This is a genomic window from Coprobacillus cateniformis (assembly GCF_009767585.1).
GTDB classification, from domain to species: Bacteria; Bacillota_I; Bacilli_A; order Erysipelotrichales; family Coprobacillaceae; genus Coprobacillus; species Coprobacillus cateniformis.
Window position 1 is genome coordinate 3,365,460 of the sequence record NZ_WSNW01000001.1, and the last position, 25,350, is coordinate 3,390,809.

The following is a 25,350-nucleotide window of genomic DNA, read 5'->3' on the forward strand; positions in this document are numbered from 1 at the left end:
AAAATGGAAAATATGACATATGAAAAAGCTATTTCACGTTTAGAAGAAATTGTTTCAAAACTTGAAGGAAATGAAATACCTTTAGAGGATAGTATTGCATTGTTTCAAGAAGGAATTGAATTATCTAAATATTGTGATGATAAACTTAAGAATATTCAAGAAAAAGTTGCTCAGATTTATGAAAATGGACAATTAAAAGATATGAAGACAGAGGAATAGTTTATGGAACAATTAAGAACTGAGATAAATTCACGATTAGAGGAACTTCTAGAACCATTAAAAAATGGACCTGTTAAAGAAGCTATGAGCTATTCTTTATTAGCTCCTGGAAAAAGATTAAGGCCATTGCTATTTTTAAGTGTTTTAAGAAGTTATCAAATTGATTATCATATTTATATGGATATTGCCTGTGCAATAGAAATGATTCATACATATTCATTAATTCATGATGATTTACCTGGAATGGATAATGATGATTTGAGACGTGGACGTCCAACGTGCCATAAACAATTTGATGAAGCTACTGCTATTTTGGCAGGTGATGCCTTACTAAATCTAGGTGTAAATACTATTTTAAATATATCTATTGATAGTGATTTAAAGGTGAAACTTTTGAATCGTCTTTATGAAGCGAGTGGTATTAATGGTATGATTTATGGTCAACAACAGGATATCACTTTTGAAAAGCAATTAGCGAATTTAGAACAACTCAAAGATATTCACAAACATAAAACAGGTGAATTGATTGCTGTAAGTATGCAATTAGGCAGTTTGATTGCCAATCCTAGTGATTATCAATATTGGACAAGTATTGGTTTTGATTTAGGGCTTGCTTTTCAAATTCAAGATGATATTTTGGATGTTGTTGGAAATACAGAACAGTTAGGAAAGAAAGTTGGCAGTGACCAAGAAAATCATAAAACAACATATGTTTCATTAATAGGGATTGATAAATCAGAATTAGCAATTCAGGAATTATTTAAAAAATGTTATGAAAATATATATGCAATGAGAATTAATCATGGATTAATTCTAGAATTATTATCAATTATTTTGAAAAGGGTGAATTAGATGAATCTTGAAAAGATCAAAAATCCAGAATTTATAAAACAATTAAATATTGAGGAGTTGGAAGATCTTGCAAGTGATATCAGACAGTTTATTATAAAGAGCGTTTCACAAACTGGTGGTCATTTTTCTAGCAATCTTGGTATTGTTGAATTGACAATAGCACTTCATTATATTTTTGATTCTCCACAGGATAAAATGATTTATGACGTAGGACATCAATCTTATGTGCATAAGATATTGACAGGACGGGCTAAAGATTTTACAACGCTTAGACAATTTGAAGGGTTGAGTGGTTTTCAAAAACGAAAGGAAAGTGTTCATGATGTTTGGGAAGCTGGACATTCTTCAACAGCTATATCAGGTGGTATAGGGATGGCTGTTGCACGTGATCTTAATCATGAAGATGGAGATGTGCTTTGTATAGTTGGAGACGCAGCTATTATGAGTGGTGAGTCTTTTGAAGCTCTTAATCATTTAGGTTCTATTGATTCTAAAGTCATTATTATTTTGAATGATAATGATATGTCAATTTCAAAAAATGTTGGTGGATTTAGTAATTTTCTATCTGAGGTGCGTATTTCTACACAATATAAGAATGCTAAATACAATTATGTATCTTTTCTTGAAAAATCAAAACTTGGAAAAAAAGTCTATAAATTCACAAAGAGAATTAAAGATCATATCAAGGAAAATGTTTTAGAAGACAATATTTTTGGTGAGTTTGGTTTGGATTATATTGGTCCAGTAGATGGGCATGATTTTAGAGAACTTTTTAATGCATTGAGTTTAGCAAAGGAAATGTCACACAGTGTGGTTGTCCATGTTCATACAATAAAAGGAAAAGGTTATGTATTGGCTGAAAATGACCGCCAAGGCGTTTATCATGGTGTCGCACCTTTTGATTATAAAGAAGGAATATATAAAAAAGAGTCACAACTTATGAGTTGGAGTGCTGTTGTTTCTTCACAAATTGAAAAATTAATGAAAGAAGACGAAGATATTGTTGTTATTACTCCTGCTATGATTTCAGGGAGTTGTTTAGGTGAAATTTTTAGAAAATATCCTCATCGGAGTTTTGATGTTGGTATTGCAGAAGAACATGCTATGACTTTTGCAGCAGGGTTATCTGTTGCCCATAAAAAACCATACATTACTATTTACTCATCGTTTTTACAGCGTTGCTATGATCAAATTAATCATGATATAGCTAGAATGAATTTGCCATGTCTTATTGGTGTTGACAGATGTGGACTGGTGGGAGCAGATGGTGAAACACATCATGGAGTTTTTGATATAAGTTTTCTGTCTGCTATACCTCATATTGTCTATATGACTCCGAAAGATACGCAAGAGGCTCGCAGAATGGTTAATACAGCTATGAAAAACTTTGATATGCCATATATTATGCGATTCCCTCGCGGAAATGTTTTTGATTGTGATGTTGCAACTGATGAGTTTATTGAGATTGGGACTTGGGAAAAAATCATTGATGATCAAACACATCATTTAACAATTATTACATATGATGCTAAAGTTAATACAGTTAAAGAGTTGATTGAAAAAAATCATTTGCCAATTAATCTTGTCAATGCAAGATTTATAAAACCAATGGATGAGAAGATGCTCAATGAATTCTATGATAATCATCAGGATTTAATTATTTATGAAACTGATTTAATGATTGGCTCATTAGGATCGATGATTGCAAAATATTATTCTCAAAATCATATGAATATAAGTATAGATTATTTAGGAATTGATGACAGGTATACACCTCAAGGAGATGTTGAAACTTTATTAAAATATGAAAACATGAGTTTGGATGATCTTTTCAATGTTATAAAGGAGAAATGTCATGAAGAAGGAAAGAGTTGATGTTCTTTGTGTAGAGCAAGGTTTATTTGATTCAAGAGAGAAAGCCAAAAGAGCAATTATGGCTGGGATTGTTAGAGATGAATATGATTATATTGATAAGCCAGGAACAAAAATACCTGTTGATTCACAGCTTTATATAAAGGGTGAACAATTGGCATATGTTTCCCGTGGTGGTTTAAAATTAGAAAAAGCTATCAAAGAATTTGGGCTTGATTTAAACGGTTTGATTATGCTAGATATTGGATCATCCACTGGTGGATTTACAGATTGTGGCCTACAAAATGGCGTTAAAGAAGTTTATGCTTTGGATGTTGGGACGAATCAATTGGTTTGGAAGTTACGTAATGATGAACGTGTTCATGTAATGGAAAAAACGAATTTTAGATATGCAACACTTGATATGTTTCAATTTGGACAACCTGAATTTGTAAGCATTGATGTTTCATTTATATCTTTAAAGCATATATTTCCTGCACTGTCTCATATTTTAAAAAAAGATGGTTATATTGTTGCATTAATCAAACCTCAATTTGAGGCTGGAAAAGATGATGTTGGAAAGCATGGGATTGTAAGCGAGCCATCTGTTCATGAGCGTGTTATTAAGGAAGTTATTGATTATGCTCATGATTCTCACATGTCTTTAAAACAATTGACATATTCACCTATTACTGGTGGTGTTGGTAATATAGAGTTTTTAGGTTGTTTTCAAAACAATGAAACTCAGGATTGTTTTATAGATGTTCAAAAAGTTGTTGCTACAGCACATCAATACTTTAAAGGGTAGGTGATAGTATGTTAAAAAGTTTATATATTTCTTCTTTTGTTATTATTGATCAGACACGTATTGATTTTGAAAGTGGTATGAGTGTTCTCACTGGTGAAACAGGCGCTGGTAAATCTATTATTATTGATGCATTAGGGCAGTTGTGTGGGAATAGGGCTTCTGTATCGTTAATTAAGAAAAACTGCTCTAAAGCGATTATAGAGGGTGTTTTTGATGCAACTATGAATGAAGCGTTGGAAGATATATGTGAACAGTTACATATTGAACCAGATGAACAGTTTGTTATTACTAAAGAAATTCTTCAATCAGGAAAAAGCAATATTAAAATAAATTATCAAAATGCTTCAAATCAAGCATTGAAGTTATTGATGCCTTTGCTAATAGATATTCATTCACAGTTTGAAACTCAAAAACTTTTTGAAGAAAAAAACCATATTATATTATTAGATGAGTTTTCTTCTCAGGAATTGGCTGATTTACAAAAAAAATATGCAGATTTATATACTTCTTATAAAGAACTTAAAACGAAATTAAAAAAGACACTTGAAGAAGATATGAGTGATGAACAATTAGATTTTTTAGAGAGTCAATTGGATGAAATTGATAAAGTTGAGTATACTGATGATGAGGTAGATGAATTAGAAAACGAGTTAAAAATGCTTCAAAATTTTGAAAAAATGAACGAAGATATACAGAATTTTGATAGATTAATGAATTCTTCAAAAGGAGCATTGCCTTTAATTAAAGAAAGTTTAAATGCATTAGAGTCAGTCAATGAAATAGAGGCATTTCAAAAATCATATGATAACATTTATAATCAGTACTATTTACTTATTGATGACTATGAAAATGTTATGGAAACATATAGGGAATTTCAATTCGATCAATATCGTTTTAATGAAATTCAAGAAACTCTTTATATAATTAATAGATTAAAGCGAAAATATGGTTTTACGATGGAAAGAATTAAGGAATATCGAAATGATATCATCGAAAAAATAGAAAAAATATCTCATCGTGAAGAATATATTCAAGATTTGCAAAAACAAGTTTCTGAATCAAAAGATGCTGCACTTTTAATTGCTAATCAAATGCATCATATTCGCTTAAAAAATGCAAATCATTTTGAAAGGCTTATCCAAAAAGAATTTAGGGACTTATATTTGGATAAAGCAATATTAAAAGTGAATTTTGATAGAGTTGAACTATGTAAAAATGGAATTGATAAAATACAATTTTTAGTTTCTATTAATAAAGGTCAAGATTTGAGTTTGCTTAACGAAAGTGCTAGTGGTGGAGAAATATCTCGTATTATGCTTGCAATAAAGACAATTATTTTGGCATATAGTTCAATAGAAACCATTATTTTTGATGAAGTCGATACTGGCGTTAGTGGTAAAGTAGCATCTAGTATTGGTGATAAAATGCTTCAATTGGCACAAAATAAGCAAGTTATTTGTATTACACATTTACCACAGGTTGCTTGTTTAGCTGAGCATCATTATTGTATCGAAAAAATGATTACTGATCATGAAACGACAACAGCAGTGCATCTTTTAAGTAAAAATAGTCGTATAGAAGAAATTGCTAAGATGCTTTCAGGAGAAAAATTAACACCTGAAGCTATAGAAAATGCAAAAAAATTATTGAATGTATAATTCAAAGCATATATGCCAAAATAAACTGTAATCAAAAAAAGATTACAGGGAGGTGTATATGCTTTGCTTTTTAAAAAGTTAAGTATTACACTCGTTATTGTCGTGACGATGTTATTCCAGACAGTCAATGTATTTGCAGCAGATGTTATTTTAGGTGGACAATCAATAGGGATAGAGTTAGATTATGATGGTGTATTGATTACTGGAACATATGATATTTCTATTGACAATAAAAAGTACAATCCTTCTTCAGATGGGTATTTAACAGGAGATATCATTAAGAAAGTGAATGGACAAAGTATTGATTCAATATCAACTTTAATGGCAAACGTTGAAAAGGAAATTGATAACAAAAATACGATTACACTTACACTCTCACGTGATAAAAAAGAACTCCACAAAGAATTAAAGTTCCAGGAATCAGATGGGAAGTTCACAACAGGTTTATATGTACAGGATGGGTTGACTGGTGTAGGAACAATGACATATTTTAATCCTGCCACACATCATTTTGGGGCCTTAGGGCATGTTATGATGGATGTATCGTTAGAAAGTGATGTTATTATTAAAAAAGGCAGTGTCTATAATTCATATGTCAAAAAAATCAATCCTTCAGAAAATGGTAAACCAGGTGAAAAAATAGCCGAAATAGGTTCGATTCAAATTGGAACGATATATGATAATAATAATTATGGTATTTATGGGAATTATGATGATTATCCTAGTCAAGATAAACAAATAATTTCTACGGCTTCTATGGATGAAGTTGAAGAGGGAGAGGCTTATTTCTTAACCGTTTTAGATGGTCATACACTTACAAAATGCTCTATCAATATTACAAAACTAAAAAAACAGAACGAGCCTTCTATTAAAGGTATTACTTTTGAAATTACAGATGAAAAAGTTCTTTCTTTAACAAATGGGGTTGTTCAAGGAATGAGTGGATCACCAATTATACAAAATGGGAAGTTAATTGGGTGTGTTACTCATGTTGATGTCAACAATGTTCACCAAGGTTATGGATTATACATCGATTGGATGCTTGAAAACGACAAATAGGGAAGGAATCGCTCAAGATTCCTTTTTCTTATTTCAACATAAAAAGACATTTGATAGGATATCGTGTCGTAAATATGGGTGAAAAAAATGACGAATTTGTGAAAATTCCGCTTTGACTATGTTTTCTTTACTTTTTGACTATCTTTCTTTTTTTGACACATATATAATAAATTTGCTGATGAGAATAAATCGAAAGGGGAAATTGGAAAAATGAAAACTTTTATAGCAATAGATCAACAAGAATTATTGGAAAATATTAAAATCAATTTAGAAAAAACAAATAAATTTGAAATTATAGGGACTGCAAACAATGGAACAGATTGTTTTAATTTCCTAAACCAAAGAACTTGTGATTTATTAATCATTGATTTAATGCTTTCAGAAATTGATGGTGTAGGAGTTTTAAATAGATTAAAAGAAATGCATAAAAACAGTTACAATAAAGTTATTTGTGTGACACAATTTATGAATCAAACAATTTGTAATTGGCTTGAGGATTTATCTGTAGATTACTGTTTTAAATATCCATTTGATTTACAACATTTTGTCCAATCTGCTCTTTACATAACAACTGCTGATCAACAAAAACATGATCAATTGTTAAATGGGGATGAATCAGAAAAATATAAAAAAGTCAAAATCGAAAATGAAATCACTGATATTTTACATGAAGTTGGAATTCCTGCTCACATTAAGGGGTATATGTATTTAAGAACAGCAATCTTAACAACTTATTATAATATTGATATTTTGGGGCAAGTTACTAAAGTTTTATATCCAGATATTGCTAGAATGTATAATACAACTTCATCTAGAGTTGAAAGAGCAATTCGTCATGCGATTGAAGTGGCTTGGAACAGAGGAAATACTGATGCAATTGATGATATTTTTGGATATACTGTTTCTGCAGTGAAAGCGAAACCTACAAATTCAGAATTCATTGCAATGATTGCAGATAAATTGAGATTAGCACATAAAACTGATACAGTTAAAAAAGAAAGCATTTATAATTATAAAGATTTTATGTTAAAATAGATGCTGAGGTAGGTGATGTTGATGCAAATTATATTTCATGTTGATTTAAATGCATTTTATGCAAGCGCAGAAACATCATCACAACCATCTTTGAAGGGCAAACCAATAGTTATCTGTAGAGAATCTCGACGAAGCATTATTACAACTGCTTCCTATGAAGCAAGAAAATTCGGTATTCATTCTGCTATGCCACTGTTTAAAGCAAAAGAATTATGTCCACATCTTGTTATTGTTCCTCCACATTTTGAACTTTACAAGACTCTCTCTGAAAAATTTTTCAATATTATTTCAACATTTTCACAAGAATTAGAAGTGGCAAGCATAGATGAATGTTATGTGGATTTAACGAACTATATTCAGATGCATTACCAAAACCCTTATGATGTCGCAATCGAAATTCAAAAGCGAGTTTTCGCAGAATTGAAGTTACAATGTTCGATAGGAATAGCACCAAATAAGTTTTTAGCAAAAATGGCTAGTGATATGCAAAAACCAATGGGAATCACTGTCATAACAAATCAAAACTATAAGCAAAAAATTTGGCCATTACCAATAGAAAACATGTTTGGTATTGGTAAAAAAACTGCTCCTAAGCTGATTGAATTAGGAATAGTCAGAATTGGTGATTTAGCAAAATATGAAAACTATGAGAAAATCAAACCTATATTTGGAAAAAATGCACTGATATATTATCAAAAGGCAAACGGGAAAGATTATTCAAAAATCAATGTTGCACATAATGAATTAAAGTCTATTGGGAATTCAACAACATTTGAGCGTGATAGCCAAGATGAAGAATTTATTAAATCAGTATTTAGAGACTTAGCACAAGAAGTTTCTTCACGTGCCAAAAAGCGAGATTTAGTAGGGAATTCTATCTCAATTACGTTAAAATACACAAGAGAAAAGAGTAAAACAAAACAAATGATTATTGATGATTATACTCAGGATTTTGATACTATTTATGCAACATCTTTATTGTTGTTTGAAAGTATTTATGGTGGTGAAATGCTACGATTAGTTGGTATAAGTTTGAATAATGTTAAACATGTTGAAGAATTACAGCAACAGATTTCTTTATTTGATCATACCCAACTACAAGCAAGTAAAAAAGAGATTAATGAAACTGACGAAGTTATACATCGTTTAAATTCTTCGTTACCTGGTTTGAAAGTAATGAAAGCATCAGATCTAATAGAACCACAATCAACAATTCAAAAGAAATACTTAGAAAACAATGAATAATATAAAAAGACACTCATATGAATTATTAGAGGTGATAATCAATGAGTGTCTTTTTACGTCGTTTTATTGACAATAAAAAATATATTGTTATAGCAATGGTAAGTGTTTTTGTTTGCGGGTTGTTGTTTGGGTTTTATCAGTATTCATCTTCAATACAAGGGGTAAAGGATTTTTTTCAAAATTTATTTTATCTTAATATCGATGGATATCAAAATCAATATCAGCTTTATGTCATTCAAGGTGGAGTTTACATATTGATATGTACATATCTGAGTTCTAGTTATTTGGGGCATATTGGCCTATTGTTTTTAATTTTCTTAAAAGGATTGCAATTATCATTTTCTTTTATGTTTGTTTTTACAGCGGTTCCATTTACATTTATAATATTTCTTTTGTTACTTGTTGAAAGTCTTTTGGAAATTGCGCTTTGTCTATCGATGAATTTAATATGTATACACATTTCAACATATGTCACATTAGTTACTTTTTGTGTTGAACAGAATTTTAGTATGAAAAGCATGATGAACTATAAGCTTAATTGTGTAATTATTGGTCTTGTTATTTTTTCTTTAGCATTAGCATTCCGTATCTATGTTGTACCAATGTTTTGAATTTTTTGATTATCTATAATCTACGTTTATTAGAATTCTTTTAAAAATTAGGAAAGTAGTGGTCAAATGAATTTTACACGATTGGATTTATATGAATTAAAAATGATTCTTAAATTAGCTCTTGTATATAATTTGGCTGATAATGAATACATTAAAGAATTAATTGGCAAAATAGAGTTTATGGAAGAAGCATTAGATACAAATAATCATATTGATTAATCTTAATGCAAAAATATTGTTATTTGTAATTTGTTTTTGTATAATATGGTAGGTGATGTATTTTGAAATGTGTAGATGCGTTAAAAGAATATAAACAATATATGATTGTAGAAAAAGGTTATAGCCGTTATACTGTTGAGAATTATGAACGTGATATTCTACATTTTATTGATTTTATTTATAAAAAATATGAAGTCAATAGTATAGATAATATTATTAAAGATCACATGTATCATTATCTTAAAGATTTGCGTAATCATTTAAAAGCATCTTCTGTTGACCGACATATGACTTCACTAAAGCAATTTTATATTTTCTTAGTAAAAGAAAATATCATTAAGGACAATGTTATGAGTTCTTTTGAAATGTCTAAGAAAGCGAAATATTTACCTGAAGTTTTGACAGTTGCTGAAGTCAATCAGTTGCTTGATTCAATTGATGTAAATGATCCAGTGTCAGCGCGTAATCGGTGTATGGTAGAAGTTTTATATGCATCTGGATTAAGAGTGAGTGAAATGTGTTTTTTAACGTTACAGAACGTGAATATACATAAAGGCTTTGTAAAATGTATTGGAAAAAGAAACAAGGAAAGAATTGTACCAATGAATGAGAATTGTTGTTTGTTGTTAAAGAAATATATTGAAGAATATAGACCACAATTATGTGAGGAAGTTTCGTCCCAATACCTTTTTATTAATAAAAAAGGACAGCCTATTCAAAGAGATGACTTTTATCATATTTTAGAAAATATTGTTAAGAAAAGTGGGTTGAAAAAACATGTCACTCCTCATACATTACGTCATACATTTGCGACTCATTTATTAGAAAATGATGCTGATTTACGGTCTATCCAAGAAATGCTAGGACATAGTGATATTTCTACAACAACAATATATACACATGTGTCTAATAATAAAGCAATAGAAGAATATAGGAAGTTACATCCACGAAGCAAGAAAAGGAGATAAATTATGAAAAAATATAAACGCGTTTTTTTAATTGTTTTAGATTCATTGGGCGTTGGAGATGCCCACGATGCAGAGGCTTTTAATGATTTGGGAGCAAATACACTTGGTCATATTTGTGAAAGCGTAGGGGGCTTAGATTTGCCTAATTTAGAAGGCATGGGCTTAGGAAGTATTGGACAATTTAAGGGCATTCATGCTTTAAAAAACCAATTGGCTTATACTGCTAGGCTAGAAGAAGTTTCAAATGGAAAAGATACAATGACAGGTCATTGGGAAATGATGGGATTAAAGATTACTGAACCCTTTCAAACATTTACTGAGACAGGTTTCCCAGATGAATTTATTAAACTATTTGAAGAAAAAACTGGAAGAAAATGTGTAGGAAATTACGCTGAGAGTGGAACTAAAATACTTGATGATTGGGGCGAACATCAAATTCAGACTGGGGATTGGATTGTTTATACTTCAGCAGATTCAGTATTTCAAATAGCAGCTAATGAAGATGTTATTCCTTTGGAAGAACTTTATAAAGCGTGCGATATTGCCAGAGAATTAGCTATGGATGAGAGATGGAAGGTTGGTAGAATCATTGCAAGACCATATATAGGACAGAAAAAAGGAGAATTTAAACGTACTGCTAATCGCCATGACTTGGCATTAAAACCTTTTGGAAAAACTGTTTTAGATTCTTTAAAAGAAAATCATCTTGATGTTATTGGAATTGGTAAAATACCTGATATATTTGTTGATCAAGGGATAACACGCAAAGTAAAAACTGAATCTAATTTTGATGGGATGATAAAGACAATAGAAATCGCTAAAGAGAATTTCACAGGTCTTGCATTCTTAAATTTAGTAGATTTCGATGCTGTGTTTGGACATAGAAGAGATCCTCGGGGATATGGCAATGCTATTATAGAATTTGATAACCAATTAACGGATCTGTTAAGAGAACTTAAAGAAGATGATTTATTAATGATTACTGCTGATCATGGGAATGATCCAACATATAAAGGAACTGATCATACACGAGAGAATGTTCCATTAATTGTTTATAGTAAATCGTTGCATAAACCAAGACACTTAGGTCTCTTAAAAAGTTATGCTGTAATTGGAGCAACAATCGCTGAGAATTTTAAAGTTGAAAATCCTGGTATTGGTCAATCATTAGCAGATAAAATTATATAGGAGCTTGAAGAAGTATATGGATGAAAACAACAAAACAAGACGTGTTATTATTATTTCTTTAGCTGGGTTATTAATTGGAACCTTGCTGTTTATTTTTGGGATTTCTATAAAAGATAGTATTTGGCCAATGATTGTGAATTATATAATTGGATTGGTATTGTATATCTGTTCTTTTTTAGCTGTTTATAATAACAACAAGGTAGATGTTCAGGCTATTTATAAATATATAATGGTATTAGTAGTAATCATGGCTATATTAATTACATTTGCAACACTTTCTCGCATAGTCTAGAATTCACATAATCTATATTATGCGAAGTTGTATATATTTCATGAAAATAAGGGAAGACATTAAATCTTCCCTTATTTTTTTACTTTTCATCTTTATTCGCTTGTTCAAAGGAATCATATAGTTTTGTAACATATTTGCCGTTGAAACAAGACATACATAAGCCACATGTGTGTTCTTGTTTAAAGTGAATAGATTGACTCAATCCATCTTCACTGATAAATGCTAATGAATCTGCTTCTATATATTGGCATAACTCACTAACACTCATTCTATGAGAAATTAATTCTTCTATTGTAGATGTATCAACACCATAGAAACATGGATAACGAATTGCTGGTGAGGCAATGCGAACATGTACTTCTTTTGCACCAGCTTCTTTTAGTAGTTTAACTATACGTTGAGAGGTCGTTCCACGCACAATTGAATCATCTATCAAAATGATGCGTTTTCCATTTACAATAGATGAGACAGCTGATAGTTTCATTCGTACACCCTGCTCTCTCATTTCTTGTGTGGGTTGAATAAATGTACGTCCTACATACTTGTTTTTAACAAGTCCCATCTCATAGGGAATTGAAGAAGCTTCAGCATAACCAATAGCAGCAGAAATGGATGAATCTGGCACTCCAATAACAACATCTGCATCAACTGGTGCTTCATAAAATAATTGTTTTCCTGCCAATTTTCTTGTTGTATGCACATTGATTCCATCTAAGGTACTATCTGGTCTTGAAAAATAAATGTATTCCATTGCACAAATTTTATCAACGACTGGATCTTTTGTATAAGTCATAGCTTTTAATTTTCCATCCTTTACTCGTACAATCTCTCCTGGTTCAACATCTCTTACAAAATTTGCTCCAACAATATCTAATGCACAAGTTTCTGATGCAAATACATAGGCTCCATTTGGGAGGATTCCAATGGATAAAGGTCTTAAACCATATTTATCTCTTGCAACATAAAGGCGATCTTCGATAAGAATCAAGAAAGCAAATGCCCCATCTAACATATCTAAAGATTTGCAAATACGTTCAATCATTTTACCATCTTGTCTTTTGATTAAATGACCTAAGACTTCAGTATCTGAAGATGATGAAAAAATACTACCCTGTTCTTCTAACTCTTTTTTTAGAATATTTGCATTTACTAAATTTCCATTATGACAGATACCTAATGAGCCCTTCATTGTTTTAAATAAAAAAGGCTGAACATTGGCAATGCCACTACCACCAGCTGTGGAATAACGAACATGCCCTATAGCTGCATCACCATCAAGCTGAGCAAGGCGTTTTGCATCAAACACTTCTGTTACTAACCCTTCGCCTTTATGAATGCTAAGTTTATGTCCTTTTTGCACAACAATTCCAGCTGCTTCTTGCCCTCTATGCTGCAAACTATGTAATCCATAATAACAAAGATCAGCAGCATTGTTATGTCCAAAAACACCAAACACACCACATTCTTCATGTAATTCGTCTTGATCAAACATTTTATTAGTCTCCTTGTGATAAATATTTATTAACACAATTAAAATTTACCAAAACGTAGATAATAAGTCAATAAAACTCATTAAAATTAAAGAAAAAAGAATAAAATTCTTCTTTCTTTAATAAATTTCATTAATATATTTGTGTTTATCAAAAGTATCTAACTTTACTTGATTAGACATCATTGTAATAATAAGAGATGACTGCCCTTCTATTTCAACATTTATATCACATTCTAAAATAATATTTTTTGTACTGTTTGAAAAATAAGATAACATAATATTTATAGAATCTTTTGTAAGATAGATAAACTCTGATATTTCAATAGATTCATCATTCTCATGATAAATAAGATATCCATGATCTTTGAAGATAAGAATATTATCCAAAAAAACAAGACATCTTTGAATAAATAACTTCCAATAGTATTCATCACGAATGCGATATTCATCAAATTGTTGCACAAATGCTTCATAATAATCTTTTAAGAGTGAAATATCATCTATAGGGATACAAGGAGACTGTATTAATTTTTCCTTATCTACAGCAATTTTTTGGTGATAATGAGATGCATTAAAACCAAAAGGTTTATAAATTTCTGGATGATACGCTTGTAAATAAATAATTTGATTATTATATTGTTCAAGAACAAATTGTAAAAGTTTTTTCATATACCCTTGTTTTTCAAAATTTTTCTTTGTTGCAACGCCTAATATAAAATAACACTCTCTTATCTGATTGTGAATTTGAATTGATATAGGAACAATTTGTAACATTGAAATCAAATGATTTTTATTCTTAAGAACAAAAGTATATTCCTTATGGTATAAATATTGGAAATAGTAGTTTGTTGTTTCTTCTGTTTCATCTGGGAAATTATCTTTCCAAAGATGAATGATAGATTCTAAATCATCATCAGATGCTTGCCCAATATACTCATCTTTTTCATAAATACGATATTTTTCAATCATCTTGATTGGATGTAGAGAAAGTTTTGATTTTTTTAGATTCTCTAATCCCATATCTTCTTCTCTATTAACATACTGTTCATCAGGAAAATGATGCTCTAACATTTCTTTAAGAATAGCAGGATACAATCCGCGAATATCCTTGTTTGCTTTTTCAACATGTATTTGAATTGTAGAATGCTTCAAACGAGAAGCAATAATGAAAGCTTCCATTTGTCCATTAATAAAAATCCCACCTACTTCAAATTCCAACATGTGTCGAGATGATAAAAGATACATAATGCCTTTAACTTCACTTGTCATAGATTCACTTAAATCTTCTTTCTCACTCTCCCAGCGATTAAGACATTCTAAAATCATATTAAAATCATTAACTAAGTCTAAATCTCTATAAATATAATCAGGATTTTCTTTCAAAAAAGCATTATAGTGATTACGACGCTTCTGCATTTTTTTACCAGATAAAGTTTGCAGCATCATTCGATCATAAACATAATCATCATTCTCGGGTGTACGTGCAAATAAAAGTTTATCTTGATATAATGGCTTGATATATTCAACGAATGTATCAATAGCACAATCAATTATAAATTCAAACTGATGTTTATGACTATACTCTAGCATATAATCAATAGCTTCTCGATAATATTGTGGACTTGTAAAAGGCATTGCCCAGAACTGTGTTCCTTTATAATTATGTAACATAACAACAAAATGTTCATGAATTTCATATTGAATATGATACTCATGGTTCCACATCATCATTGTTACAAAATTTGAATTATATCCTTCATAATTTGCTAAATCCAAGTAAGGTTTAATTATTGAATAATCATCTAATTTTAATTCTTTCATTATTTCTTTCCGAGCAGCATATGTATAAATTGTTTGGCAGTACGCCCAGAAAATCCTCCATTTCTAATTTCCCATTGTAATGCTAAATCATGCAATTCATCTTGATTCATATCAATTTGATAAGTTTTAGCTAATCCATCAACAATATCTAAATAATGTTGCTTATCAGGATGAATATACATAATCTGTACACCGAATCGTGAAACAAGTGATAATTTTTCTTGTTTTGCATCATTGTTATTGATTTCCTGATCATGATTTCTATCATTCCAGGTTTCTTTGATAAGATGGCGACGATTACTTGTTGCATAGATTAAAATGTTATCTGGTTTCTTCTCCAAACCACCTTCGATAACAGCCTTCAAATATTTATACTCGACCTCAAATTCCTCAAAAGACAAATCATCCATAAAAATTATAAACTTATAATTTCTATTTTGAAGTTCATTAATTATTTGAGGCAAAGAAATAAATTGATGCTTATAAACCTCAACCATTCTCAACCCATCTTTATAATACTCATTCAATAAAGCTTTGATGCTGCTTGATTTTCCTGTTCCACTATCTCCATAAAGTAAGACATTATTAGCCTTTTTACCTTCTAAAAAAGCTTCAGTATTGGCTTTTAAACGTTCCTTCTGACTCTCGTAACCAATCAATTGGTCTAATTTATTATTCCCAATATGATCAATTGGTATAATTTTTTCGTTTTGAAAACGAAAAGCTTTATTCAAGCCATACTTCCCTACTCCATATTGACTATAATGATTGTATAATATTTTGTAGAATTCTTCTAGTGAAGTGCTCCAAGAAAGTTGTAATTGTAATTCTGATAACAAATTAAAAATTTCCTGATTAATAATCGGACGACTATGTGGAAAGTGTAAAAAGAGATTCTGATACTGAAAATTTAGGCTGGTAAAATCATAATGGTAAAGTTGATATAATACATTTATATCATTCATGACAACATCTTTTAATGAGTTATTTATAGTTTGCTTACGCTCTAAAGAAAGTGTGAAAATATTTTCGTGTTGTACTAATAAATATGTTATTAAACTTTGAAACAGATGACCATGAAGATCATATTTTTCAGATAACTTTAACATTGTTGAAATAAAAGTATTTTCATTTTTATCAGTTTGGTGTGTACAATATAATAAACATTCTAAGACATCAGGATCATCAGTGAGATTTCTATATATAATTAATTGATTTAAGTCCATAAATTTAACCTTCTTCCTATGAAAAAAGACGATAAATCGTCTTTTTAATTTTTAAAACTATGAATTGGCGCAGGAATTCTTCCACCACGATCAATGAATTCATCACATGAGAATTCGTTTACTGGCATAATTGGGGCATATCCTAGCAATCCACCAAATTCAACCATTTCACCTACATCTTTTCCAATGACAGGAATAATTCTTACTGCAGTTGTTTTCTGATTAATCATACCAATTGCCATTTCATCAGCAATAATTCCTGCAATTGTCTTTGCAGATGTTTTTCCTGGAATTGCAATCATATCTAACCCAACTGAACATACACATGTCATTGCTTCTAATTTTTCTAATGTCAATGCACCTATTTCAACAGCATCAATCATTCCCTGGTCTTCGCTGACTGGAATAAATGCACCAGATAATCCACCTACATATGATGACGCCATGACTCCACCTTTTTTTACTTGATCATTTAAGATAGCTAAAGCGGCAGTCGTTCCAGGAGCTCCAACTCTTTCAAGACCCATTTCTTGTAAACAATCGGCAATACTATCTCCGACAGCAGGTGTTGGTGCTAATGATAAGTCAATAATACCAAAAGGAATATTTAATGCTGCTGAGGCTTCTCTAGCAACCAATTGGCCAACACGAGTAATTTTGAATGCTGTTTTCTTAATCGTTTCGCACAATTCACCAAAATCTTTACCTTTTGCTGTTTGAATAGCAGTACGTACAACACCAGGCCCACTTACACCAACATTGATAATTGCATCAGCCTCACTGACACCATGAAAAGCACCAGCCATAAATGGATTATCATCAGGTGCATTACAGAAAACCACAAATTTTGCACAACCTATGGAATCATTCTCTTTAGTAATTTCTGCTGTTGCTTTGACTGTTTCACCAATCAATTTCACTGCATCCATGTTTAATCCTGTCTTTGTTGACCCAACATTAACAGAACTACAAACAAGCTCAGTTTCTTTCATTGCCTGTGGAATTGACTCAATTAACAATTTTTCAGCTTTAGTCATTCCTTTAGAGACAATTGCACTATATCCACCAATAAAATTCACGCCAACTTTATGAGCGCAATGGTCTAATGTCTTTGCAATTTTTACAAAATCATCAGAACTTTTACATGCTGAAGCACCAATAAATCCAATTGGTGTAACAGAAATTCTCTTATTAACAATAGGTATACCATATTTTTTCTCAATGGCTTCACCTGTTTTTACTAAATCTTTCGCAATCGTTGTGATTTTATTGTAAATGTTTTGACACAGAACGTCGATATTTCCATCAATACAATCCAGAAGGCTAATTCCAATTGTGATTGTACGAACATCTAAATTCTCTTGTTCAATCATTTTATTTGTTTCTGCAACTTCAAATAAATTAATCATTCTTTTCCTCCCTAGATTCTATGCATTTTATTGAAAATATCTTCATGCTGAAATTTTATGTTAACACCAATCTCATTCCCTAGTTTTTCTAATTGATCAGCTAAAGTTGAAAATTCTTCTCCAGCATGAGATGCATCAACAATCATCATCATATTGAAATATCCTTGTAAAATTGTTTGTGAAATGTCAAGAATATTAATGTGTGAGTCTGCTAAATATGTACAAACTTTGGCAATAATTCCTACTTGATCTTTTCCTACAACAGTAATAATAGCTTTTTCCATTCATAACCCCTCCTGATATTTTTTAATATTATAGCAAACAAGTCATAAAAAAGAAAGAAAAAAAGGAGTGTAAACTCCTTTTGTTTAAGAATATTAACCTAATAAAGACATTGCTTTATCAAATACAGCTTTTCCGTTCATTGTACCGTAATCTCTCATATCGATAACGTCTACAGGGATAGCTCCAGCTTTTCTTCCAGCAGCCATTTTTTCAATAGCACCTTTTTGGAATCTTACTTGTGGGCCAAGTAAAATGCAGTCAACTTCTTCTAATACTCTTGGTGCATCAGAGAAAGGTAATGCAAAGATTTTGCATTCAACACCTGCATCTTTAGCAGCAGCTTCCATTTTTGTTACTAATAAACTTGTTGACATTCCTGCAGAACATACTAATAAAATAGTTTTCATATTCATTACTCCTTTTCTAGTTATTTCACTATGACTATTTTACCAACTTTTGGACCAATTGTAAACACTTACGAGACAAATTTTTTCTATTTCAGAAAATATAAGGATTTTATCAACATAAAATGAAACGAAATTTATTTTGTGGTAAAATAAAGAATAGAAAAGAGAGGATAGTATGAATATTTTAGTTGTCAGTGATAGTCATTTATTTGGAAATGATCTCCAACGCATAACAAAACTCTATAAAAACAAAGTTGATTTGATGATCCATTGTGGTGATTCATCCTTGACTTTAGATGACCCATTAATTCATCAATATGACATTGTTGTCAAAGGAAATCATGATGATGCCGCTTTTCCAAAGTACAGAATTCATCAAGATATCTGTGTTACTCATGGTCATCATTATAATGTTTATTATGGTTATGACGATTTAGTTAAGTTATGTCAAAGTCATCATTGCCACTTGTGTTTGCATGGTCACACCCATGTCCCCACACACCAGATTCATCAAGGGATTCATTTTATCAATCCTGGGAGTCTTATGATGAATCGAGGAAGCTATGGTTATGGGACTTATGCTCTTGTTAATTATGAAAACAATCATACACAAGTCACCTACTATCATCATCAAACAGATCAACCAGTTGATGAATGTATTCTTAAAGAGGGATTAAAATTGTTGGATGAATTTAAAAAATTATTAAAATAAAAAGCAGAACAATTAATCATGATTAACTGTTTTGCTTTTTTCTTCGAGTCTTTTGCGTTTATATTCAATGATGAACATAACCTCTTTTAAATCTTCATCTGGTAATTCAGTAAGCAAGCGGGCAATATTTGCAATATTATAATAATCATATTTTTTACCACTCATAATTTCTTCTACACTTCGACCATATAAATGCGAAAGAATTTTAAGTTCACCAACTGTCACATCACGTTTTCCATTTTCAATATCTGAAATAGCAGAATGTGGAACTTCAAGGTGTGCAGCAACTTCTTTTTGTGTTAAATGTTTAAAATTTCTATAAGTTTTCAATCTTTTTGCTAAATCCATATCTATAGCCATAATGCCACCTCCATGGCACTATTATATCACTATTTAAAATTGATATCAATTTAGAATTATAAAAAAATTAATTTACGAAAGACATAAATGGAAACTATTAGACAAATTTCTACACTATACCTTAAAATATCCTGAAGTCGTCATTATTTTTTCTCTGATATTTGTTTTCTTGTGATGGTACAAATACGAAAATAACTGATTGAGAATAAATTCTGTCATTTCGCTATTTTCATTCGTGAAATGAATAAAATACCCTCCAACATCAAGAGTGTTGTTTGGTTCTATAAATAGTGTTCGGCAATTCAAAAGATGCATACGACATTGCTCATCCATCATTAAATCAAAAGTTTCATTTTTTCTATCAATAAGGGCATATTGAGATGATTTACATAACTGACAGTTCTTTTTTTGATATCCAAAATAATATTGTGATATAGGACAATAATCGCTAATCATATTTTCTATTTTTCCATAGATTTGTACAAAACATTGTTGATGATTGCATTTTAATTGATAGATTTGTTTTTGACTCATCTCTAGTGAAAGAATTTTTGTTTCTTGATAAGAGTTGATTGCATGTGAATTGTAAACATTTAATCCAGTTCCAATAATTCTCTTTTTATCTTGGCAGGAATAATAAGCACCATATTCATTGACAACCACAGCTTCAACTTGTTGATAAACATCAGATTGTTTAATAATTTCAAGTTCTTTATCTTTACAGATTCTTGGTATAAATAGAGCGAATTTCTGTTGTTTTCTAATACATAAATGAAAAGCTTCTAAACTATCTGTTTGAAATGGATAATAAATCATATCAATGTTATTATAGTTTAAGACAATTTCTAATTGTTTAAGATTGCTTACTAAGATGTGAATACATTGTGATTCTGCACTCTTTTTTATAGTCGTTAAATCATATTGTTCTCTAGGAACTGAAAAATGAATTTGGCGATTTGATAATTTTTCTGTTAATTCATCAATAGCTTCCCTACGCATTTCATTCAATACTTTAATAGGCATAGATAATTGCTCATCAATATCTAAATTGATATGATGCGCTATAAAAGTGCTTTGTCCTAATTTGCATAGTTGTTGTTGAATGCGTTGTCTTTCTAGAGGTGTTTTTTTTGCTTCTTCTACTATGATATCTGCTGTTTTGTGTATTTTTATACCTTGGCATTGAAGAATGAGTTGCGGTTGCTGGTTGATATGGGCAATGAATGTCATTTCAATTGGTTGTTTTCGATAGTCTTTATCATATGTATGATGTAATGTGTTTATAATGTCAATATCAATCGTTTTACGGACATTTCCTTCATAAACTGGATAATTAAATTCTATTTCAGCAATATCTCCTGCAGATGCTTTTGCTACCAAGCGATTATTTATAAAAATTTTATTAATTGGACGTCCTTTATCTATCTGTTCAAACACAAGACTATCTCCTTGTTTAAGCGACTTATCTAATTCAATAATGACACGTTTTTCTCTTTTTCGATATCCTATGACTTTTCCAATAATAATACCTTTATTACCTGGATAATCTCCTTCAACAATATGCTGATCATGGTAAATATAGCCCTTTGTATAATTACGATTAAACATTGCTTTCATATAAATTATATCGTCATCAAACGTCTTTGTTTGACAATTCAAATGACTATCAATAGCTTTACGATATGCTTTGATGACACTTGCAACATACTCTGGTTTTTTCATACGCCCTTCTACTTTGAAGGATGTGACACCAGCGTCTATAAGTTCACCAATCGAATCAATTGTCATTAAATCTTTTGGTGAAAGAAGAAAAGGAACTTTCTTAGGTTGAATTTGTCCATTTTTAGATAATCTATATTGCAAACGGCATGGTTGAGCACATTCTCCCCTATTCCCGCTTCGTTTTCCAATAAAACTACTCATCAGGCACTGTCCAGAATAGCATACACATAAAGCCCCATGAACAAATACTTCTACTTCTAGAGACGTTGCTTGGCAAATATCTTGTATTTCTTCGAGGGTATTTTCTCGTGCTAAAACGATTCTAGAAGCCCCTTGCTCATAAAAATATTGAGCAGCTGCTTTATTCATAATCGATGCCTGCGTACTCATATGAATTTCAAAATCATCATAGCGTTTCTTAATCATATGAAAGAGACCTATATCTTGAACAATAAGCGCATCTACCTGTATATAGTATAAATAATCTAAATATTGAATTAATTTATCAAATTCATCATCTGTATAAAGTGTATTCACTGTAACATATATTTTTACATGACGTAGATGAGCATAGTGAATAGCCCATTCTAATTGCTCATTGTCAAAATTCTTAGCAAAAGCACGAGCATTAAAGAGTGTTCCACCTAAATATATAGCATCTGCTCCATTTTGAATAGCAGCAATTAATGATTCCTGGTCACCAGCTGGTGCTAAAAGTTCGACTTTTTTCATTCTTTCACCTCCAAAAAAGTAGCAATAACTTGTTGCGTTATTGCTATAATTGAGAAACAAGTTCATTGCACATTTGTGCAGATTGAAGACTTGCTTTCTTTAAATATTCATCGAATTGGATATGACTTTCTCCCTTATTATAAACATCACTTAATGAGCGAGTAATAATAAACTTTTTGTGATAAACATGGCAGACTTGAGCAATAGCAGCAGCCTCCATTTCTACACACATTGCTTCTGGGAAATGTTCTTGAATTGTTTTGACCTGTTGAGAATTTGCTATAAACTGGTCACCTGAAGCAATCAAACCTATATGAGCGTTGGTATCGTGTTGAATCAATATTTCTTTGACTTTCACAAGAAGATCATAGTCTGGTGTATAGTATTGAGGCATTCCAGGAACTTCACCTAGCGCTCTTCCAAATGCAGTTACATCTACATCATGATGAACAACCTGCGATGAAATCACAACATCTCCAACATTCTGATGAGAATGAAGTCCTCCAGCTGACCCGATATTAATGACATAATCTATAGGATAATGTGTAAACAACAATGTTGTTGCAATAGCAGCATTGACTTTACCAATTCCACCTTGTAATAATACAATATCTTTATGATTAAGTGTTCCTTCATAATATATATAACCTTGATATTCCTTTTGCTGATTCATTGTCATTAATTTTTTAATTTCTAAAACTTCTTCTGCCATTGCTCCAATGATTCCAATCATGATTTACCCCTTTCTACAAACAAAGATAATGCGTTCGCAATCTTCATGGTATTCCTCAAAATCACTATAATATTCAATATCAATAAATCCGCTTTCATTGAGCCAATAGATATATTGTGAAACAGGATATGTTTTTTGATAATGCTCTTCAACGACTATTTCATTTTCAATTTTATCTTCGATATGAAGATGGTGATGTACATAGCCATCTTGTATTGTTTCTACATGCCAATGAAAAGAAAATTCTTCATCCTCCTCATCCTCATGATAATTTTTTAAAATAACATTCATTTTGTATAAACTATCAATATCAAAAATAAAAGTTCCCTTTTTCTTTAATGACGAATATACATTTTGAAACGTTTTCAAAATATCTTCAGGATTTAATAAATAATTTATTGAATCACAAAGACATAATACCAAATCAACCTGATGAGATGTAGAAAAATCACTCATATCAACACGTTGGAGTATTAAATTCACATTTTCAGCCATTGCTTTTTGCTTAGCAACTTCTAACATATCTAATGATAAATCAGATGCAAAAACCTGTTTACCATCTTTTGATAATCGAATGGCTATTTCACCTGTTCCACATCCCAATTCTAAAACTTCATCAAATTGACAATGCTTATGAATGAATGCGTGATAGTCATCATAAAATTGTGATTCCATGAGACTATCATAGTAATAAGCAAAATTTTCATAACTCATTTTGCTAGCATTCCTTCAACATTAATATGTGGCATATCACCCCATAGTTTTTCTAAATTATAACTTTCACGTTCCTCAGCTTCAAAAATGTGACATACAATATCACCAAGATCAATAAGTAACCATTTTGAATTTCTTAGACCTTCAATACTTTTGATTTCAAAATTGTTTTTTTCACATTCATCCTTAATATTTTGCATAATAGCTTGCATTAATCTTTCATTACTAGCTGTACACAATACAAAAGTATCAAATATAGGACTTGCTTCTTGCATATCAATAGCAACTATATGAGTTGCGAGTTTATCATCCATAGCTTTAACTACACATTCTAATTTTGTCATTTATATTTCTCCTTTAGTTACAAAATAATCATATATTTCATAAAAACATTCATCAATATTTCGGTTGTTTCTTGTAGAAAATTCATGAAAATCCTTCAATGAATTTCTAAATCCTTGATGAATATCTTTCTTACATACCTCAATTTGTTGAACTGAGTCATATCCTCGCAATGGGTCAAGTTTGTCAGCTACATAAACACATTTTCCGATTGCTGAGATATCGATTGATCCAGTTGTATGATGTTCTATCGCATTTAAAACAACAACATCATCTATCAAATATTCATGCTCACTCACATAACGGGACACCCACTGATGCCAAATCGGTTTTGGTTTACTCATGTATTCTGGGAAATAGGCTTGCATAATTACTGTTGATTCTGTTTCGTTCATTTCTTTTGCAATATCATGAAACATTCCAGCAATATAAGCTTGTTTCTCATTAAGATGATTAGCTTTCGCAATATCAGCTGCTAATCTGGCCACACTACAAGTATGCTTCCAACGCTTCTCTTTCATACGATTGGAAATTAATGTTTCTAGATATATACCATGTTTTGTTATATATCGTAGGACATTTTCATCTAGCATTTCTATATGCCCTTGTCTAACATCACTACTAGATGCATATATAGGTTCGTTTTTCAATAATATAAAATGAAACTGTTGAATTATAGGAATGAATGGTTCAAATCCACCTCTTTGGAAGGCTACCAATTGGACCATTTGACAAATAAGTTCAGCATTTTTCCATTTATCAAATAAATTTGCTTGATCCATACCCATAATATAATAATATTTAATATCCGGATTTTGTTTTGTTAATATCTTTAAAGTATCAACTGTAAAATTTTTTTCATCCGATTTTGTATCAATTTCAATTGTATTGATAGTTATCCCTGTTTCATCTTGAATAGCCAAAGCTATCATATCCAATCGTTCTTGGCGCGTTACACAATTGTGATCTTTCCAAGGATTGTTTTTTGTTGGAACAAATTGGATTTCATCTAACTGCAACTGTTCAAGTGCCAATTTTGCTATAGTCACATGAGCCTTATGAATAGGATCAAAACTCCCACCAAATAATCCTACTTTTTTCATGGTAAACGGTATAATTCCTTATCTGATGATTTATATAAAATAATTGTATGACCGATAATTTGAACAACTTCAGATTTTGTTTGCATACTTAACTCTAAAGCAACTGTATTAACATCATCTGGACAACTTTCTAAAATTTTCACTTTTAATAATTCTTGTGATTCTAAAGCTTCAGAAATTCCTTTTGCCTGATTACTATTGACTCCTTCTTTGCCAACTTGGAAAATAGCATTTAAATGATGTGCCTTCCCTCTTAAATATCTTTTCTGTTTACCTGTTAACATAGT

Annotated in this window: 27 protein-coding genes; 14 read left to right on the top strand and 13 right to left on the bottom strand. The window is 30.8% G+C overall.

Going from position 1 to position 25,350, the window contains the following annotated elements; all coding sequences use genetic code 11:
• Window positions 1–3 precede the first annotated feature (3 nt).
• The 13 genes from xseB (at window position 4) to GQF29_RS16725 (ending at window position 12,005) form a co-directional block, all read left to right on the top strand.
• Complete coding sequence (gene xseB, locus GQF29_RS16665; protein ID WP_008789688.1) at window positions 4–219, top strand: exodeoxyribonuclease VII small subunit; 216 nt, start codon at window positions 4–6, stop codon at window positions 217–219.
• 3 nt (window positions 220–222) lie between these two features.
• The gene (locus GQF29_RS16670; protein WP_008789687.1) at window positions 223–1,071 is read left to right on the top strand and encodes a polyprenyl synthetase family protein; all 849 of its coding nucleotides are present in this window, start codon (window positions 223–225) and stop codon (window positions 1,069–1,071) included.
• Window positions 1,072–2,946: a 1-deoxy-D-xylulose-5-phosphate synthase gene (gene dxs / locus GQF29_RS16675; RefSeq protein ID WP_117598785.1), complete on the top strand. Its 1,875-nt coding sequence runs from the start codon at window positions 1,072–1,074 to the stop codon at window positions 2,944–2,946. It begins immediately after the preceding gene.
• The gene (locus GQF29_RS16680; RefSeq protein WP_054325147.1) at window positions 2,927–3,730 is read left to right on the top strand and encodes a TlyA family RNA methyltransferase; all 804 of its coding nucleotides are present in this window, start codon (window positions 2,927–2,929) and stop codon (window positions 3,728–3,730) included. Before dxs ends, GQF29_RS16680 begins: the two co-directional genes overlap by 20 nt.
• Window positions 3,731–3,738: 8 nt before the next feature.
• On the top strand, window positions 3,739–5,388 hold the full coding sequence (gene recN, locus GQF29_RS16685; RefSeq protein ID WP_054688607.1) for a DNA repair protein RecN: 1,650 nt from the start codon (window positions 3,739–3,741) through the stop codon (window positions 5,386–5,388).
• 63 nt (window positions 5,389–5,451) lie between these two features.
• Window positions 5,452–6,447, top strand: a complete 996-nt coding sequence (locus GQF29_RS16690; RefSeq protein WP_008789683.1) for a SpoIVB peptidase S55 domain-containing protein — start codon at window positions 5,452–5,454, stop codon at window positions 6,445–6,447.
• 210 nt (window positions 6,448–6,657) lie between these two features.
• Window positions 6,658–7,482 carry a sporulation transcription factor Spo0A gene (gene spo0A / locus GQF29_RS16695; protein ID WP_008789682.1) on the top strand — a complete coding sequence of 275 codons (825 nt, stop codon included), beginning with the start codon at window positions 6,658–6,660 and terminating at the stop codon, window positions 7,480–7,482.
• Window positions 7,483–7,503: 21 nt separating this feature from the next.
• Window positions 7,504–8,727 carry a DNA polymerase IV gene (gene dinB, locus GQF29_RS16700; RefSeq protein WP_117598782.1) on the top strand — a complete coding sequence of 408 codons (1,224 nt, stop codon included), beginning with the start codon at window positions 7,504–7,506 and terminating at the stop codon, window positions 8,725–8,727.
• 41 nt (window positions 8,728–8,768) lie between these two features.
• Complete coding sequence (locus GQF29_RS16705; protein ID WP_117598781.1) at window positions 8,769–9,338, top strand: hypothetical protein; 570 nt, start codon at window positions 8,769–8,771, stop codon at window positions 9,336–9,338.
• A 66-nt stretch (window positions 9,339–9,404) separates the two neighbouring features.
• Window positions 9,405–9,557 carry a hypothetical protein gene (locus GQF29_RS16710; protein WP_160340846.1) on the top strand — a complete coding sequence of 51 codons (153 nt, stop codon included), beginning with the start codon at window positions 9,405–9,407 and terminating at the stop codon, window positions 9,555–9,557.
• A 62-nt stretch (window positions 9,558–9,619) separates the two neighbouring features.
• Window positions 9,620–10,525, top strand: a complete 906-nt coding sequence (locus GQF29_RS16715) for a tyrosine recombinase (protein WP_054688603.1) — start codon at window positions 9,620–9,622, stop codon at window positions 10,523–10,525.
• Between the two features lie 3 nt (window positions 10,526–10,528).
• Window positions 10,529–11,713, top strand: coding sequence for a phosphopentomutase (locus GQF29_RS16720; RefSeq protein WP_117598780.1), 1,185 nt, complete (start codon window positions 10,529–10,531; stop codon window positions 11,711–11,713).
• A gap of 16 nt (window positions 11,714–11,729) precedes the next feature.
• Window positions 11,730–12,005: a hypothetical protein gene (locus GQF29_RS16725; RefSeq protein WP_054325146.1), complete on the top strand. Its 276-nt coding sequence runs from the start codon at window positions 11,730–11,732 to the stop codon at window positions 12,003–12,005.
• A gap of 79 nt (window positions 12,006–12,084) precedes the next feature.
• On the opposite strand, the gene purF is transcribed toward GQF29_RS16725, so the two are convergent.
• From purF to GQF29_RS16755, 6 genes are all read right to left on the bottom strand, one after another.
• Window positions 12,085–13,497, bottom strand: a complete 1,413-nt coding sequence (purF, locus tag GQF29_RS16730) for an amidophosphoribosyltransferase (RefSeq protein WP_017143733.1) — start codon at window positions 13,495–13,497, stop codon at window positions 12,085–12,087.
• A gap of 117 nt (window positions 13,498–13,614) precedes the next feature.
• Entirely contained in the window at window positions 13,615–15,318 is a 1,704-nt protein-coding gene (locus GQF29_RS16735; protein ID WP_117598779.1) for a GNAT family N-acetyltransferase, read from the bottom strand.
• Window positions 15,318–16,544, bottom strand: a complete 1,227-nt coding sequence (locus GQF29_RS16740) for an ATP-binding protein (RefSeq protein ID WP_160340847.1) — start codon at window positions 16,542–16,544, stop codon at window positions 15,318–15,320. Before GQF29_RS16740 ends, GQF29_RS16735 begins: the two co-directional genes overlap by 1 nt.
• Window positions 16,545–16,588: 44 nt before the next feature.
• Complete coding sequence (locus GQF29_RS16745; protein WP_160340848.1) at window positions 16,589–17,953, bottom strand: PFL family protein; 1,365 nt, start codon at window positions 17,951–17,953, stop codon at window positions 16,589–16,591.
• 11 nt (window positions 17,954–17,964) lie between these two features.
• Window positions 17,965–18,237 (bottom strand): ACT domain-containing protein, encoded by a 273-nt coding sequence (locus GQF29_RS16750; RefSeq protein ID WP_008789669.1) that lies wholly within the window; start codon window positions 18,235–18,237, stop codon window positions 17,965–17,967.
• A 93-nt stretch (window positions 18,238–18,330) separates the two neighbouring features.
• Window positions 18,331–18,645 carry a PTS sugar transporter subunit IIB gene (locus tag GQF29_RS16755; RefSeq protein ID WP_008789668.1) on the bottom strand — a complete coding sequence of 105 codons (315 nt, stop codon included), beginning with the start codon at window positions 18,643–18,645 and terminating at the stop codon, window positions 18,331–18,333.
• A 175-nt stretch (window positions 18,646–18,820) separates the two neighbouring features.
• On the opposite strand from GQF29_RS16755, the gene GQF29_RS16760 reads away from it, so the two are divergent.
• Window positions 18,821–19,357 carry a metallophosphoesterase family protein gene (locus GQF29_RS16760; protein WP_160340849.1) on the top strand — a complete coding sequence of 179 codons (537 nt, stop codon included), beginning with the start codon at window positions 18,821–18,823 and terminating at the stop codon, window positions 19,355–19,357.
• Window positions 19,358–19,369: 12 nt separating this feature from the next.
• On the opposite strand, the gene GQF29_RS16765 is transcribed toward GQF29_RS16760, so the two are convergent.
• The 7 genes from GQF29_RS16765 to yhbY all read right to left on the bottom strand — a co-directional run bounded on the left by GQF29_RS16765 (window position 19,370) and on the right by yhbY (window position 25,347).
• On the bottom strand, window positions 19,370–19,717 hold the full coding sequence (locus GQF29_RS16765; protein WP_008789666.1) for a helix-turn-helix domain-containing protein: 348 nt from the start codon (window positions 19,715–19,717) through the stop codon (window positions 19,370–19,372).
• Between the two features lie 114 nt (window positions 19,718–19,831).
• Window positions 19,832–22,171 carry a U32 family peptidase gene (locus GQF29_RS16770; protein ID WP_160340850.1) on the bottom strand — a complete coding sequence of 780 codons (2,340 nt, stop codon included), beginning with the start codon at window positions 22,169–22,171 and terminating at the stop codon, window positions 19,832–19,834.
• A 43-nt stretch (window positions 22,172–22,214) separates the two neighbouring features.
• Window positions 22,215–22,904: a 5'-methylthioadenosine/adenosylhomocysteine nucleosidase gene (locus tag GQF29_RS16775; protein ID WP_054688594.1), complete on the bottom strand. Its 690-nt coding sequence runs from the start codon at window positions 22,902–22,904 to the stop codon at window positions 22,215–22,217.
• A 3-nt stretch (window positions 22,905–22,907) separates the two neighbouring features.
• On the bottom strand, window positions 22,908–23,618 hold the full coding sequence (locus GQF29_RS16780; RefSeq protein ID WP_160340851.1) for a class I SAM-dependent DNA methyltransferase: 711 nt from the start codon (window positions 23,616–23,618) through the stop codon (window positions 22,908–22,910).
• Window positions 23,615–23,962 (bottom strand): ribosome silencing factor, encoded by a 348-nt coding sequence (rsfS, locus tag GQF29_RS16785; protein ID WP_017143732.1) that lies wholly within the window; start codon window positions 23,960–23,962, stop codon window positions 23,615–23,617. The genes GQF29_RS16780 and rsfS overlap by 4 nt, the downstream gene beginning before the upstream one ends.
• The gene (locus tag GQF29_RS16790) at window positions 23,963–25,063 is read right to left on the bottom strand and encodes a nicotinate-nucleotide adenylyltransferase (protein WP_160340852.1); all 1,101 of its coding nucleotides are present in this window, start codon (window positions 25,061–25,063) and stop codon (window positions 23,963–23,965) included. It lies immediately after the preceding gene.
• Window positions 25,060–25,347, bottom strand: coding sequence for a ribosome assembly RNA-binding protein YhbY (gene yhbY / locus GQF29_RS16795; protein WP_054688590.1), 288 nt, complete (start codon window positions 25,345–25,347; stop codon window positions 25,060–25,062). The genes GQF29_RS16790 and yhbY overlap by 4 nt, the downstream gene beginning before the upstream one ends.
• Window positions 25,348–25,350: the final 3 nt, after the last annotated feature.

Excerpts from the sequence above, each read along its gene's own strand:
- xseB (WP_008789688.1), top strand. The coding sequence starts at position 4 with ATGGAAAATATGACATATGAAAAAGCTATTTCACGTTTAGAAGAAATT.
- GQF29_RS16670 (WP_008789687.1), top strand. The coding sequence starts at position 223 with ATGGAACAATTAAGAACTGAGATAAATTCACGATTAGAGGAACTTCTA.
- dxs (WP_117598785.1), top strand. The coding sequence starts at position 1,072 with ATGAATCTTGAAAAGATCAAAAATCCAGAATTTATAAAACAATTAAAT.
- GQF29_RS16680 (WP_054325147.1), top strand. The coding sequence starts at position 2,927 with ATGAAGAAGGAAAGAGTTGATGTTCTTTGTGTAGAGCAAGGTTTATTT.
- recN (WP_054688607.1), top strand. The coding sequence starts at position 3,739 with ATGTTAAAAAGTTTATATATTTCTTCTTTTGTTATTATTGATCAGACA.
- spo0A (WP_008789682.1), top strand. The coding sequence starts at position 6,658 with ATGAAAACTTTTATAGCAATAGATCAACAAGAATTATTGGAAAATATT.
- dinB (WP_117598782.1), top strand. The coding sequence starts at position 7,504 with ATGCAAATTATATTTCATGTTGATTTAAATGCATTTTATGCAAGCGCA.
- GQF29_RS16705 (WP_117598781.1), top strand. The coding sequence starts at position 8,769 with ATGAGTGTCTTTTTACGTCGTTTTATTGACAATAAAAAATATATTGTT.
- GQF29_RS16710 (WP_160340846.1), top strand. The coding sequence starts at position 9,405 with ATGAATTTTACACGATTGGATTTATATGAATTAAAAATGATTCTTAAA.
- GQF29_RS16720 (WP_117598780.1), top strand. The coding sequence starts at position 10,529 with ATGAAAAAATATAAACGCGTTTTTTTAATTGTTTTAGATTCATTGGGC.
- GQF29_RS16725 (WP_054325146.1), top strand. The coding sequence starts at position 11,730 with ATGGATGAAAACAACAAAACAAGACGTGTTATTATTATTTCTTTAGCT.
- purF (WP_017143733.1), bottom strand. The coding sequence starts at position 13,497 with ATGTTTGATCAAGACGAATTACATGAAGAATGTGGTGTGTTTGGTGTT.
- GQF29_RS16735 (WP_117598779.1), bottom strand. The coding sequence starts at position 15,318 with ATGAAAGAATTAAAATTAGATGATTATTCAATAATTAAACCTTACTTG.
- GQF29_RS16740 (WP_160340847.1), bottom strand. The coding sequence starts at position 16,544 with ATGGACTTAAATCAATTAATTATATATAGAAATCTCACTGATGATCCT.
- GQF29_RS16745 (WP_160340848.1), bottom strand. The coding sequence starts at position 17,953 with ATGATTAATTTATTTGAAGTTGCAGAAACAAATAAAATGATTGAACAA.
- GQF29_RS16750 (WP_008789669.1), bottom strand. The coding sequence starts at position 18,237 with ATGGAAAAAGCTATTATTACTGTTGTAGGAAAAGATCAAGTAGGAATT.
- GQF29_RS16755 (WP_008789668.1), bottom strand. The coding sequence starts at position 18,645 with ATGAAAACTATTTTATTAGTATGTTCTGCAGGAATGTCAACAAGTTTA.
- GQF29_RS16760 (WP_160340849.1), top strand. The coding sequence starts at position 18,821 with ATGAATATTTTAGTTGTCAGTGATAGTCATTTATTTGGAAATGATCTC.
- GQF29_RS16765 (WP_008789666.1), bottom strand. The coding sequence starts at position 19,717 with ATGGCTATAGATATGGATTTAGCAAAAAGATTGAAAACTTATAGAAAT.
- GQF29_RS16770 (WP_160340850.1), bottom strand. The coding sequence starts at position 22,171 with ATGAAAAAAGTCGAACTTTTAGCACCAGCTGGTGACCAGGAATCATTA.
- GQF29_RS16775 (WP_054688594.1), bottom strand. The coding sequence starts at position 22,904 with ATGATTGGAATCATTGGAGCAATGGCAGAAGAAGTTTTAGAAATTAAA.
- GQF29_RS16780 (WP_160340851.1), bottom strand. The coding sequence starts at position 23,618 with ATGAGTTATGAAAATTTTGCTTATTACTATGATAGTCTCATGGAATCA.
- rsfS (WP_017143732.1), bottom strand. The coding sequence starts at position 23,962 with ATGACAAAATTAGAATGTGTAGTTAAAGCTATGGATGATAAACTCGCA.
- GQF29_RS16790 (WP_160340852.1), bottom strand. The coding sequence starts at position 25,063 with ATGAAAAAAGTAGGATTATTTGGTGGGAGTTTTGATCCTATTCATAAG.
- yhbY (WP_054688590.1), bottom strand. The coding sequence starts at position 25,347 with ATGTTAACAGGTAAACAGAAAAGATATTTAAGAGGGAAGGCACATCAT.